At 34.7% G+C, this 13,348-nt stretch carries 11 protein-coding genes; 3 read left to right on the top strand and 8 right to left on the bottom strand.

Going from position 1 to position 13,348, the window contains the following annotated elements; all coding sequences use genetic code 11:
* Window positions 1–73: 73 nt before the first annotated feature.
* The 4 genes from CSE_RS00055 to CSE_RS00040 are packed head-to-tail and all read right to left on the bottom strand — an operon-like array spanning window position 74 to window position 6,705.
* Window positions 74–1,852, bottom strand: a complete 1,779-nt coding sequence (locus tag CSE_RS00055; RefSeq protein ID WP_014452550.1) for a hypothetical protein — start codon at window positions 1,850–1,852, stop codon at window positions 74–76.
* Window positions 1,834–2,526 (bottom strand): 16S rRNA (guanine(527)-N(7))-methyltransferase RsmG, encoded by a 693-nt coding sequence (rsmG, locus tag CSE_RS00050; protein ID WP_231837265.1) that lies wholly within the window; start codon window positions 2,524–2,526, stop codon window positions 1,834–1,836. The genes CSE_RS00055 and rsmG overlap by 19 nt, the downstream gene beginning before the upstream one ends.
* A 29-nt stretch (window positions 2,527–2,555) precedes the next feature.
* A complete protein-coding gene (clpB, locus tag CSE_RS00045) occupies window positions 2,556–5,162 on the bottom strand; it encodes an ATP-dependent chaperone ClpB (protein WP_014452548.1) in 2,607 nt (868 codons plus the stop codon).
* Window positions 5,149–6,705 carry a diguanylate cyclase domain-containing protein gene (locus CSE_RS00040; protein WP_014452547.1) on the bottom strand — a complete coding sequence of 519 codons (1,557 nt, stop codon included), beginning with the start codon at window positions 6,703–6,705 and terminating at the stop codon, window positions 5,149–5,151. The genes clpB and CSE_RS00040 overlap by 14 nt, the downstream gene beginning before the upstream one ends.
* A 246-nt stretch (window positions 6,706–6,951) precedes the next feature.
* On the opposite strand from CSE_RS00040, the gene CSE_RS00035 reads away from it, so the two are divergent.
* From CSE_RS00035 to CSE_RS00025, 3 genes are all read left to right on the top strand, one after another.
* On the top strand, window positions 6,952–7,191 hold the full coding sequence (locus CSE_RS00035) for a hypothetical protein (protein WP_014452545.1): 240 nt from the start codon (window positions 6,952–6,954) through the stop codon (window positions 7,189–7,191).
* A gap of 13 nt (window positions 7,192–7,204) precedes the next feature.
* The gene (locus CSE_RS00030; protein WP_014452544.1) at window positions 7,205–8,128 is read left to right on the top strand and encodes a branched-chain amino acid transaminase; all 924 of its coding nucleotides are present in this window, start codon (window positions 7,205–7,207) and stop codon (window positions 8,126–8,128) included.
* Window positions 8,129–8,258: 130 nt separating this feature from the next.
* Entirely contained in the window at window positions 8,259–8,825 is a 567-nt protein-coding gene (locus tag CSE_RS00025; RefSeq protein WP_014452543.1) for a biotin transporter BioY, read from the top strand.
* A 246-nt stretch (window positions 8,826–9,071) separates the two neighbouring features.
* On the opposite strand, the gene CSE_RS00020 is transcribed toward CSE_RS00025, so the two are convergent.
* The 4 genes from CSE_RS00020 to dnaA form a co-directional block, all read right to left on the bottom strand.
* Entirely contained in the window at window positions 9,072–9,641 is a 570-nt protein-coding gene (locus CSE_RS00020) for a DUF721 domain-containing protein (RefSeq protein WP_014452542.1), read from the bottom strand.
* Entirely contained in the window at window positions 9,628–10,701 is a 1,074-nt protein-coding gene (gene recF / locus CSE_RS00015) for a DNA replication/repair protein RecF (RefSeq protein ID WP_014452541.1), read from the bottom strand. The genes CSE_RS00020 and recF overlap by 14 nt, the downstream gene beginning before the upstream one ends.
* A complete protein-coding gene (gene dnaN / locus CSE_RS00010; RefSeq protein WP_014452540.1) occupies window positions 10,698–11,801 on the bottom strand; it encodes a DNA polymerase III subunit beta in 1,104 nt (367 codons plus the stop codon). Before dnaN ends, recF begins: the two co-directional genes overlap by 4 nt.
* 242 nt (window positions 11,802–12,043) lie before the next feature.
* Window positions 12,044–13,348, bottom strand: a complete 1,305-nt coding sequence (dnaA, locus tag CSE_RS00005) for a chromosomal replication initiator protein DnaA (RefSeq protein ID WP_014452538.1) — start codon at window positions 13,346–13,348, stop codon at window positions 12,044–12,046.

The following is a 13,348-nucleotide window of genomic DNA, read 5'->3' as shown; positions in this document are numbered from 1 at the left end:
CAAAATAAAAGGTAAGAAAAGGGAGATTCAACCCTTCCCATACAAACAGTTTAAGAGATTCTTATTCCCCAATTTATTTGTGAAAGAACATAAGGGCATCAGTGCCGTCTATTTTTAGGTTTGAGTCAAGATCACATTGAGATAAAAAACCATCGTTCATATAAGTTTTACCAAATGATTGTTTAAGCATCTCAAAATCCGTTTCATCAACAATGAAGTCAAAATTGAAGTCTTTTATGTCAAAACCAGAAAACGAAACGGGATAATGATTTTCAAAATCGTCACCTTTAACAATAACATTCCCTTGAACCTCTCCCCTCACAACCCCAATTATTACAAGTGGAGAATGAAAATTTGCTCTCACGATGTTAAAATACCAGTCAAAGATAGGAGCATTTTTAGAGTTTTCATAATAAACTCTTTTTACAAAAAGCCCTTTAGGTAGAATTACAAAATAAGGCGTATCGCTTAAAACCTTGATTATAAATTCCTTTTTGTTATCATCGTAATTGAACTCAAAAGATAAATCCTTTTGGTTGAGGCCTCCGATACTTTTTCTCTCACTTTTTACATAATTTAAAGTTATCGAAGGAAGGCCATAGATATTAAAGTCATAAATGTTAAGAAGACCACTTTCAACAGGATCCTCTAAATCGGAATATAGGAGGTTATCGTAAAAATACTTAAAAGAATCATAAAGGGCCTTGCCTATGGTTTTCCCCTTGTAAAGATTTTCAGCAAAATAATACATAATGCTCGAAGAACCACCATCCGAAGGCTCATGAAAATACGACGGGGCATACGATACTTCTCTTGAGCCAACAAACGCAACAGATCCATTTTTAAGAAATGCATTCCCAAGGTTATTATACCCTTGAAGATTCAGGCAACTTCCTGAGAATACTATCGCATTTGTTGAAAATGTATCTGAAGAAGAAATAAAAGGCATAAAAGTAAATTCGCCATTTTCAGGAATTCCATTGCCGTTTTTATCAGTCCACGTTTCACTGTATGCTCCTGTTTGAGAGCCGTGTGCATCCCACAAAATTAGTGTTGCGTTCTTTGAAGCGCTTATGAAATTTTCCCTGTTCAAAGGCATGGTGCAATCGTAAATTGATGGAAAATCCCCGCCTTTTTCGTAAAGTGTTATAGCGTCATTAAAAAACCTCTCCTTTAATAATTCCGTAAGGCGTGCACCATCGCCTGTAAGAATTTTTCCACCATCATACGTTTCATTTGGGAACGCGATAAACGATGCTGCAAGTAAAACCAAAGGCAATTTATCCCGAAATGCCTTCAAACTTTCAAAATATTTTTGAAAGTCCTTTATGCTATCAAAAGGAAGCCTCGCAACAATAAATCTAAACTTTAAACCACTTTTTAAAATATCATCATAAAATTCTCCATAATTTCCATCGTTATCAAAATCGATATCCTCAAGCCCATAAAACATATCCGATTTCACTGTCTTTGGAGAAAATGAACCCGATTGATCTATCGTCAAGGTTCCTTGCTCCAAAACATGCTCGTTTAAAGCAATAAGCAAGTATCCTGAATTAAAATGTTCAAAAATGTATTTCCTTACGCTCATAGGGTCTTGTAGGCCAATGCTTTCGACTGGAATATAAAAGTAGTTATATTGTGGAAAAAATTCTTCAATCGGTTTCAAAGCATCTATGAAATCTTTTTTAGTTAAGATAATGAAATTTTCAAGATTTGACGAATCACATAAAACATTTTTATACGAACCAACTTTTGAAAATGCATTTAATTGGAATGAAAAACCCATAAGAATGACTAAGGCGAAAATGAAAAATCGCTTTAAGGCCTTATTTATGCAAACTCTCCCCATTTTTTGAGATCTCTTAACATTGAACTATAACTTCTCGGATAGCGTTTTGGCGTGTACCATTCTTTTTTGATTGAGACAATATATCGCTCAATTGGGTCGTTTAGTTTATATGGAATTATTTTCTCTATTGAGCCGCCTAATTCTTCAATAAAAATCTTAAAAATATCCATCTTTTCAATGTCCTTTGCGCCTTTATAAAGTAAAAGACGTCCCCCCAACTTCACAAACGGAAGGCCAATCTCAAGATTTATCGGAATTTTTCCAAATTCACGCTCACACACAACATCGAAACTTTCTCTCAAATGTTCTTTCCCAAGTTCCTCTGCTCGTGTGTTATACACCTTCGCATCAGTAAATGTAAGACGCTCAAGAAGAATTTCAAGAAATGTTGCCTTTTTCTTCTGAGACTCAATGAGAGACAATGAAACATCACGCTTAACTATTTTTACAGGCACACCTGGAAATCCTGCACCACTCCCCACATCAAGCAAACTTGAAAAGTTATCCACAACCTTCAAAATCATAAGCGAATCAACGAAATGTTTATAAATAATCCCTTCTTCGTCTCGGACTGCTGTAAGGTTCATGTGTGTATTCCAATCCAAAAGAAGATTCTTGTAAACCTCAAAATAGGTCAATACTGATTCATCAAATGGAAGGGAGGCACTTAGCAAAGCCTCCCTTAATTTTTCCGTAAATTCGCTCACTTAAGTTTAAACTTAACCTCTCCTTTTTCCATAAAGGCAACAATTTCGCCTTTTTCAATATCTTCACGTAGGATAAATTCTGCAAGTGGGTTCTCGACATATTTCTGTATTGCACGCCTTAAAGGTCTTGCACCATAAACAGGATCGTATCCCTTGTTTATGATAAATGTCTTGACGTCCTCTTCAAACTCAACTATGATACCCTTTTCTTTGAGTTTTTCATTGGTTTTTGAGAGGAGTAAATCAACGATTGCCTTGAGTTCTCTAATAGTAAGAGGATTGAAAACAACGATTTCGTCAATTCTATTTAAAAATTCTGGACGGAAGATATGTCTCATTTCTTCGTAAACTCTTTCAACAACCCTTTCATACTGCTCTCTATATTCTGCCGTACCTGGAATTGCATTAATTTCGGTTATATATTTACTTCCAATATTCGAAGTCATGATGATGATTGTATTTTTAAAGTCAACGGTTCGTCCTTTCGAGTCTGTTAATCTTCCGTCATCAAGCACCTGAAGAAGGATATTAAATACATCTGGATGTGCCTTTTCAATTTCATCGAGAAGAATAACAGAGTAAGGTTGTCTTCTCACTGCTTCAGTTAGTTGCCCTCCTTCTTCATAGCCAACATATCCTGGAGGTGCGCCAATCAATCGTGAAACGGCAAATTTCTCCATATACTCAGACATATCAATTCTAATTAATGCTTTTTCTGTATCGAAAAGTGCTTCTGCAAGAGCCTTCGCAAGTTCTGTTTTTCCAACACCTGTTGGCCCAAGGAAGATGAATGAGCCAATAGGTCTATTTGGATCTGAAAGCCCTGCCCTTGCACGTCTTATTGCATTGGAGACTGCTTCAACTGCCTGGTCCTGACCTACAACACGCTTTTTAAGAGTTTCCTCAAGGTTGACGAGTTTTTCCTTTTCAGTTCTAAGCATTTTTGAAACAGGGATTCCTGTCCACTTTGAAACAACCTGTGCAACTTCTTCTTCACCAACTTCCTCTTTAAGAAGTGGATTATCTCCCTGTACCTGTTTTAACTCTTCGTATTTTCCCTCAAGTTGCTTATTAAGAGTTGGAATATCGCCGTAGAGAATTTTTGCTGCTGTATCAAGATCACCTTGGCTTTGTGCGATGTTTGCCTTTGTTTTAAGTTCTTCAATCTGCGCTTTAATTTTTCTTATCTCTTCAATAATTGATTTTTCTTTTTTCCACTTCAAAGTTAGTGCATCGACTGACTCTTTAAGATTTGCAATCTCCTTTTCAATATCTTGAAGCCTTGCCTTTGATTCTTCCTCTGTTTCTTTTTCGAGGGCTCTTTTTTCCATCTCAAGGAGTTTTAACTTTCGTGTCAGTTCATCAAGTTCAACTGGCATACTGTCAATTTGCATCCTTAAAAGCGATGCTGCCTCATCTATAAGGTCAATTGCCTTATCAGGAAGGAATCTATCAGTAATGTAGCGGTACGAAAGTTTTGCTGCTGCAACAAGTGCAGAATCCTTAATTCTAACACCATGATGCACCTCATAACGTTCCTTAAGACCCCTTAAAATTGCAATGGTTTCTTCAACCGACGGCTCTTTAACAAGGACAGGCTGAAATCTTCGTTGCAGCGCTGCGTCATTTTCAATGTATTTTCTGTATTCATCAATTGTCGTTGCACCAATTGTCCTTATCTCTCCCCTTGCGAGGGCAGGCTTTAGCATATTTGAAGCATCCATTCCGCCTTCACCCGTTGCACCAGCCCCAACAATCGTATGAATTTCATCAATGAAAAGAATTATTTGACCTTCGGAGTTTTTCAGTTCATCAAGCACGGCCTTCAACCTATCTTCAAATTCTCCTCTAAATTTTGTGCCTGCAATGAGAGCGCCCATATCAAGTTGGAAAATCGTTTTGTCTTTAAGAGTCTCAGGGACATCTCCTGAAACAATACGCTGTGCAATACCTTCGACAATTGCAGTTTTACCAACGCCTGCCTCTCCTATAAGGATAGGGTTGTTTTTAGTGCGCCTTGAAAGAATTTGAATCGTGCGCCTTATTTCTTCATCGCGCCCAATAACTGGATCAAGTTTTCCTTCTTTTGCAAGTTTTACAAGATCTCTTCCATATTTTTCAAGCACTTTAACTTTCTCTTCAGGATTTCTATCCGCCACTTTTTTACCTCCTCTAATGTTCTGTATTGCTTGTAGAACACTCTGCCTATTTATACCATATTTTGCATAAATTTGTCCCATCTCATAATCTGTTAGAGATGCTAAAAACAGGTGTTCTGTTGAAATGAACTCATCTTGCAAAGCCTTTGCTTCAGATTCAGCCCTTACAAAAAGGGAGTTAAGTCTATTTGTAATGTAAAATTGGGATTCTTCCGTAACATGAGCCTTTGGAAAACGCTCTATTTTGAAATAGAGTTCCTTAAGGATTTCATTTTTTGGTGCTCCAATATTCTCAAGAATCATTGGAACAAAACCATCTTTTTGATTGATAAGCGCAACAAGGACATGCTCAACATCAACCGCTTCGTTTCCGTAGTTTACTGCGATATTCTTTGCATCAAGTAATGCTTCCTGCACTTTCTCTGTAAATTTATTCTGATCCACTCTCCCACACCTCCTTAAACACAATTAAATAATAAGTCCTACCAAGACTTTTTAAACAACTTATGCTATATTTTAAATTATACATACCTTTACAAAACTTTACACTACTAATTTCTATTTCTTTCGAGGTCATATCCTTTTGAAGAAATTCTAAAAGTTTTTCAAATCCTTCAACTTCTACTAACTTTTTCCCATAGATTTTCCTCAAATCGATTTTGAATACCTTTTTAAAACTTTCATTTACACGAAGCACTCTGAACTCGTCGTCAATGATAATCTGAGGAAGTGGCGATTTTTCGAAGACAAGCCTAAACATGATATCCCTTGCCTTAAGGTCAGACAGTGTTTTCAATCTCTCTTCTTCGATTTCTTTTGAATAAAATACGAAATTATTTGTACCCATGACCTTTGCCTCATACATTGCAATATCACCTTTTCTTAAAAGTTCCTCAAGCGTTGCACTATCATCAGGATAAATCGCAATACCTACATTTATTCCAACATCAATTGTGTATTCATCAAATTTAAAAGGAAGAGAAAATGCATCCACTACTTTCATTGCAATTGAAACGATATCTTCAATTTCCTTTACTTCGTCAAAAACGATTACAAATTCATCTCCTCCAAAACGCACAACAGAATCGGTCGATCTTACACTACTTAAAAGTTTGTGAGCGACATATTTTATTACCCTATCTCCAATATCATGCCCATATGTATCGTTTATGTCCTTAAATCTATTTATGTCAACAAAAAATAATGCTACCTTTGAGCCAAGTCTATCTGCACGCGCTTTCTCAATATTGAAACGGTCCTCAAGAAGGTATCTGTTTGGCAATCCTGTTAAAACATCATGCGTTGCCTGATAATATAAAGCCTCCTGGACCTTTTTTATATCTCTTATATCTTCATAAACCCCTATAATCCCAATGGTTTTTTCACCAATTTTTAAAGGTGATCCTGACACAAGCACAGGAATTTCTCTCCCATTTTTAGTAAGTCTTTTCCGCTCAACTCTCACATAACCCGTATCCTTTGCAATATTATCAAGTGAATATCCATCTTTTAATTCATTTTTTGGGACAATTAATTCGTTGAGGTCCTTTCCTATAATTTCATTTCCTTTGAATCCAAAAAGGTTTTCAAATTGTGGATTTACATCAATAATTTTTGAATTGTTGTTAAGCAAAACTGTTGCAATAGGCAAATCATAATTCATTTCCCTAAAAATCGTGATAATGTCTTGTGATACAAGTCTTAGAATAATAGAATAAGGCTTATATGAATATTCTGTAATTTCAAAAATATATTCATTGTTGTTAATGTTGAAAGGATATTGCACTTTACCGTTTAAAATGGAAAATGCCTTTAATCCGCGCAATATTAAATTATTTTGTTTGGCAAGATCGTTTAGTGTTTTAACTTTCTTTAAGGATAGCGTTTTAAAAAAGTTTTTTTCCTCCTTTAATTCACCTTTTAGCAATCCTCTCATTGTTTTTACTTTTCGCTTAAATACAAACACTGCATAAGGATTTACTTCCACATAAGCACTCCTTTTTAATTTTTTGAATTTTATATCCTTTCAAGTTCATTATAAACGATTTTGCATTTCAAGAAAAATGAATATAATAGTAAAATTTTCGTGATAGGAGGTTGAAAACGGTTGACAAAAACTGTATATTGTTAAATATGGAAAATAGGAAGCTATTAACTACACAAAACTTAAAAGAAATTTATGAAATAAGTAGAGGGACTATTTTAAGTTTGGAAAGAAAAAGAGGAAGCTTTCATGATAACCTTGCAATGTGAGTTAGAACTCTCTAAAACAGATAAAGAATTACTCTTAAAACTTATGAGAAAATTCTCATCATGTATGAGATTTGCATACAACAGACTAATAGAAAAGTTAGTTCCTGTGCTTGGTGCAGGGACTATGGTTAGCCAAATTCCGCCTGTAGGCTATATGGCTAACCTGAATTGGCGGACTACAAATAAGCCTACCAAAAGTGTAAGTGTTATACACTTTTGAGAACCAGGTAATTATGGTTGAAGGAAAATTTATTTACTTTAATGGGCATTTCGTCGAATGGGACAAAGCAAAGATCCACATTTTGTCACATGTAATACAATATGGCTCAGGAGTTTTTGAAGGAATTAGAGCATATGAAACAAAATTGGGCACTGCAATTTTTAGGGCATATGACCACTACAAAAGACTTAAAGAATCAATGAAAATGTACCGAATGGAGACAAGTGAAACAATAGAAGACTACATAAATATCACAAAGGAACTTCTCATAAAAAATGGACTTAAAAGTGCATATATTAGACCTGTGGTATACAGAGGATTCGGGCCAATTTCACCAAATCCATTACATGCACCAATTGAAACAGCAATTGCCGCATTTGAAATGCCAAATTTATTTAACGAGAAAGTTGAAAAGGGAATAAATGTATGCGTTTCATCATATAGAAGATTTGCACCTGATACAATCCCTGCAGTTGCAAAAGCGACAGGAAACTATCTAAACTCACAACTTGCGATGATGGAAGCAGAATTAAATGGCTTTGACGAAGCAGTTATGCTTGATGTTTATGGATACATTTCTGAAGGACCAGGAGAAAATATTTTCCTTGTAAAAGATGGTGCACTATACACGCCGTCATTGACGAATTCGATATTAAAAGGAATTACTCGGGACTCGATTATAAAGATTGCAGGTCTTCTAAATATCCCTGTATTTGAGCAAAATCTTCCAAGAGAGATGCTTTATGCAGCAGATGAAGTGTTCTTTTGTGGCACTGCTGCAGAAATAACACCAATTGTTTCTGTCGATAGAATCCCTGTAGGAGATGGTAGTGTTGGTAAAATTACAAGAATGCTTATAGAAAAATTTAGAGAAATCGTGCATGAAGGAAAAGACCCATTTGGATGGCTTGAATTCGTAGAAGCTGAGGGGTATTAAGGAATAAATAGTAAGTATAACTCCATCTTTTAAAGTATCTTAAAAATTCTTTGTAAAATGTATTGACTTATTTATACCCATTGTGGTATAATTTATGCGTATTTTTTAAAAAATCTATGGGAGGTAGTAGATGGAGACTTTCGCTCTTTCACGGCTTGAAAAGAAAATTTTAAGCCTTGGTATCGTGGGTAAGGTTGCGTTAACACTAACCTTTGTAGTTTTAACGGCAATTTCATCTCAAGTCAAAATCTTTCTTCCATTCTCACCTGTCCCAATAACAATGCAAACATTCGCCGTAATTCTTTCGGGAATTGTTTTAAAGGAAGAAGGAGTAATTTCACAAGTTCTCTATTTGACACTTGGAATTCTTGGTGTAGGAGTATTTACTAATGGTGGTGGATTAAGCTATGTGTTCTCGGCAACTTTTGGATACATTGTTGGGTTTATACCTGCTTCATACCTTGCTGGAGTTTTTACAAGAAAATTTGTTAGCTCAAAAATGCTTATCTTAGGGCTTATTCTTGCTGATCTTTCGATTTATGTTCCAGGACTTTTGTGGCTCTATGTGATTTTATCAAGAAGTGGAAGTGTTAGTTTATTCCATATTTTATCTGTTGGATTCTTCCCATTCATTATTGGCGATATTCTTAAAATTTTTGCCTCTTTTGGTTTTGCAAAAGCAATAAAAAGAATATAAAAAATCTGAGGGGGAAAGATACCCCCTCAGTACTCCCCCATAAACATTAAAAATCTTTTTATCCTTAGGGGTAAGTTAGAAAGGGGATGTGCCCCTTTCTAATTGAAGTCATCCCGAACAAATATTAGGGATCTACGCCTTTCAGGGGGAGTTAGAGGGGAAGAATTGCAAGCCCCCCTCCAAATTAGGTATTCATCGCCTTCGGCTTCGGAATGACGAAAAACGGAAATCGGAAGAGACAAATTTTTACCTTTTTTTATCTTCAATTTCACATACGGGACAGAGTTTTCCACGACCTTTAAAAAGAGCACCACATTTAGCGCACCTTTTATAGCCAAGTTTCTCCATTTTTTTCTCGGCAATTCTATATGCGATAAGGACATTTCTAAAAGATTCTTTCAACTTATCATCACCTTTAAAACACAATAAAAGCGAATCTATCCAATCATAATCAGTCTTATCCAACTCAACTTCGACATTTTCAACAATGTTCTTTAACTTCTTTTTTGCCTTTATTTTTTCTTCTCCAAACGGAATGAGCCTAAAATTTAAATACTTAACAGGTGTATCTTCACCACTTTTTTCCTTTATCATCCTTATCAAATCGTCTTTCATTCTTTCAAGTTCTCTCTTAAAAAGCGGTGAACTTACGCCAATAAAAATAGTCTCATCCTGATATTTTAAGGGGCGAGTGTATCTTGCAAGTTGTTCTCCAACAATTTCGCCCCATTTCACTACAGGATAAAATCCTTTAATCTTTTTTAGAAGTCCTCTCCTCTCAAAAAAATCGTCAATACCTCTTTTAATTGTTTCCATTTGAACCATTCTCAAGTGTTATGATATTTGCACTATCAAGAATCTTTTTTGAAACATCGTCAATGCTAACGGATGTAAGTATAACCTGATTATTCTTTATATAGTTTAATATTTTATCCCTTTTCACTTCATCAAGATGAGAAAAAAAGTCATCGAGAAGAAGTATGGGTGCAGTGCCTTTATAACGCTCAATTAATTCACTTTCGATGAGTTTCAAAATAAAACCTATACTGTATGCCTCTCCTAATGAGGCAAATTCTCTTAAATTTATTTCTCCATCAAAAATTTCTATCTCATCAAGATGAATACCATAGAGTGTTCTTTTTTTATTTACCTCATCGGTCAGTGAATCTGTATCAAGGAGTTTTTCAAGTTTTGAGGGACGATAAATTATCGTTAAATTAGATTCCTTTTCAAATATGGTGTAAAATATATTTCTAATTCTTTCATTAAAGTCATTTATTATCTTTTCTCTCTTTTCCCTAATTTTTCTCCCATAATCATAGATCTCCTGGGATAAAAATATAAGTAAATCCATTGTGAAATTACCATTTTTAAGATATTCATTTCTTCTCTCAAGAAAAGAGTAATATCTTAAAACATTCTTGTAGTAATCCTCATCAGTAAATGTTAATACGTGGTTTATAAAATCCCTTCTCTTTGATGGTCCATCTTTAACAAGTTCAACAAGAGCATAGTCTGTTACAATTACGGGAAATTTTCCGATAATTTCAGAAAGTGCTTTAACCTTTCTTTTGTTTAGATGAACAATTTTTTTATCCCTACTAAAGAGGATTGAAAGAGTATTTGGATTTGCGTCTGCTCCTGAAACTTTATTAAAAATTCCTTCAATAAAAAAATAATCATCATTTACGTTTACGCAATTTTGCACAGCATTCGTTACAAAACTTTTTCCTGTCGAAAGTAAATATATTGCTTCAAGTAAAGTTGTTTTACCGCTTCCATTTTTTCCAATAATAATGTTAAAACCACTATCAAAGTTAAATCTTTCCTCCTTAAACCTTCTAAAATTCTGCAAAAGTAAACTTTCAATTATCATTCAATCGGCTTCTGAGGCATTATTACATAAAGATAATCTTCAGAATCAGTGCCTTTTACTAAAACAGGATGTATCGGACCCTGAATCCCAAAGAAAACAGTCTGGTCTTTAACATGTTCAATTCCATCAATAATTTTTTCAGCATAAAACTGTAGCGATACTTCAGCGTTCGTTTCGCAAGGAATTACCTTTTTGCCTTGCCCAATCTCAGAAGAACTTGACTCAATAATGAGATTCCCATGTGAGAATGTAAATATAATCCTTCCTGTTCCTTTCTTAGCAAATACTTCAATAATATCAAGTGCATCCATAAGGACATTCTTTGCAACTTTTCCGTAAAACTCAGCTTCCCCTGGAATTACGCTTTCATACTGTGGAAACTGTCCATTAATTAAAAGGCTTATAAGAGATAAATTTGGGAGAGAAAATTTAATATTAGATTCTGTAACCTCAATTTGAACGGGTGTATTATCTTCATATGATAAGTGTGTTAAGATATCAAGTGCTTTCCAGGGTACAATAAAACTTGTTTTTGGAAGTCCAGCCTCTTTGATTTTATTTAAAGCAAGTGCAGTGCTATCTGTTGCAACCAAATTTACATAATCATCTTTTATATCAAAATAGACTCCTTTAAATTCCCGTCTACTTTCTTCCTTTTTAGATGCAGCAAAGATAGTATTCTCAATAAGTTCCTTAAGTGTTCCAAATGAAAGTGAAAATTTTAGTTCTGAACTTACCTCTGGGATAATTGCAAATGCCTCAGGATTAAATGTATGAAGTGTAAACTCTCCGCTGTCTTCTTTTATTACTGCCTTCTTTTCTTTTATTTCCAACTCGATGTATTCACCTTTAAACTTTGGCGTAATATCCCTTAGAATATCATAAGGAAGAATAGTGCTTGTCTCTAATCCATTCTCTAAAATTTCAACTTCAAGTGCATATTCCATTGCCTGTTCAAGATTTGTCGTAGTTAGAGTTAATTTGTCGTTTACTTTTAATAAGATATTTTCCAAAATTAGATCTACCGATTTACCTGAAATTACTTTTCCAACATTATTTACTGCCTTTGTAAGTTCGCTTGTTTTTGCTTTTATCCTCATAATCCACCCCTTTTTTATTATTAATTATTTTAATAAATATTGAAAGAATCATAATAACCTTCATAATACATGTGAATAGCGTGGAAAGATTTAATAAAAGCAATTATTTTGTAAGTTTTCCTTGTGTAAAAACTTGTTAATAACTTTGTTTTCTTTTCCACTTTTCCACAACCCATTCTAATTTCCACAAACTATCCACATTTATCCACAAACTTATCCACATTTTGCACATATATCCACAACTATTCTTTTAACCTGTTTATAATTTCATCAACAAGTGCACGCATTGTTTCGGTTTTCTTTACTTCTTCTTTTATTTTTGCATATGCGTGCATTACAGTTGTGTGGTCTCTTCCGCCGAATGCATCGCCAATTTGTGGAAGAGAAAGATCTGTGAATTCTCTTGTAAGATACATTGCAATCTGTCTTGGAAGGACAATGTTTTGTGTTCTTCTTTTATCAGACAAACTTTCCACATCAACATTAAAATAATTAGCAACAACCTTCTTTATGCGATCAACGGTTATTGGTTCAGAAGTCTGTTTTATGATATCAGAAAGTGCATTTTTAGCAAACTCAACAGTTATATTTTCATTCAATAACGATGCCTTTGCAACGAGTCTTATAAGGGCGCCTTCAAGTTCTCTTATATTTGAGAATATGTTGTTTGCAATGTAGGCTAATACTTCATCTGAAATAGTAATATTTTCCTTTTGAGCCTTTTTCTTTAAAATGGCTATCCTTGTCTCGTAATCAGGAGGTTGAATATCGGTTATAAGTCCCCATTCAAAGCGAGAACGTAAACGCTCTTCAAGTGTTGCAAGTTCCTTAGGTGGTACATCAGAAGTAATTACAATTTGTTTACCTGTTTCATGAAGTGCATTGAATGTGTGGAAAAACTCTTCTTGCGTTCGTTCTTTTCCCACAAGAAATTGAATATCATCAATGAGAAGCACATCAGTTGTTCTGTACTTCTTGTGGAATCTATCAATGAGATCACTATTGCTCTGTGCGTTCTGTATTGCAAAGATAACTTCATTTGTAAACTTTTCGGCCGTGGTATAAATGATTTTTATGTCTTTAAAGTTTCTTATAAGTTCGTGCCCTATTGCATGCAAAAGGTGTGTTTTCCCCAAACCAACTTTCCCGTAAATGTAAAGTGGATTATACACCTTGCCGGGGTTTGATGCAACTGCTTTCGCTGCAGCATAGGAAAGCCTATTACCACTTCCAACTACGAATTCTTCAAATGTAAAGTCCTTATTTAAAGTGATGTTGTTTACGATGATAACAGGGGGAGTTTTTGGTTTTTTTTCTTCAACGATTATATTTAGTAAAATACTTTTTCCACTTACCTCTTGAAGAGTTGCATTTACCAAGCTTGCATACTTTGTTTCAAGCATCTCTTTTACAAATGTTGATGGAGCCTTCAAAATAATTTCTGAATCACTCTCTGAAACAAACTCAACAGGCCTTATAAATGTTTCAAAAGCAGGCACACTTAGGATTTCTTTTAATTGCTCCAAAACTTTTTCCCAGGTATTCAT

The organism is Caldisericum exile AZM16c01 (assembly GCF_000284335.1).
Classification (GTDB): Bacteria; Caldisericota; Caldisericia; order Caldisericales; family Caldisericaceae; genus Caldisericum; species Caldisericum exile.
This window is presented reverse-complemented; position numbering and strand designations above follow the sequence as displayed.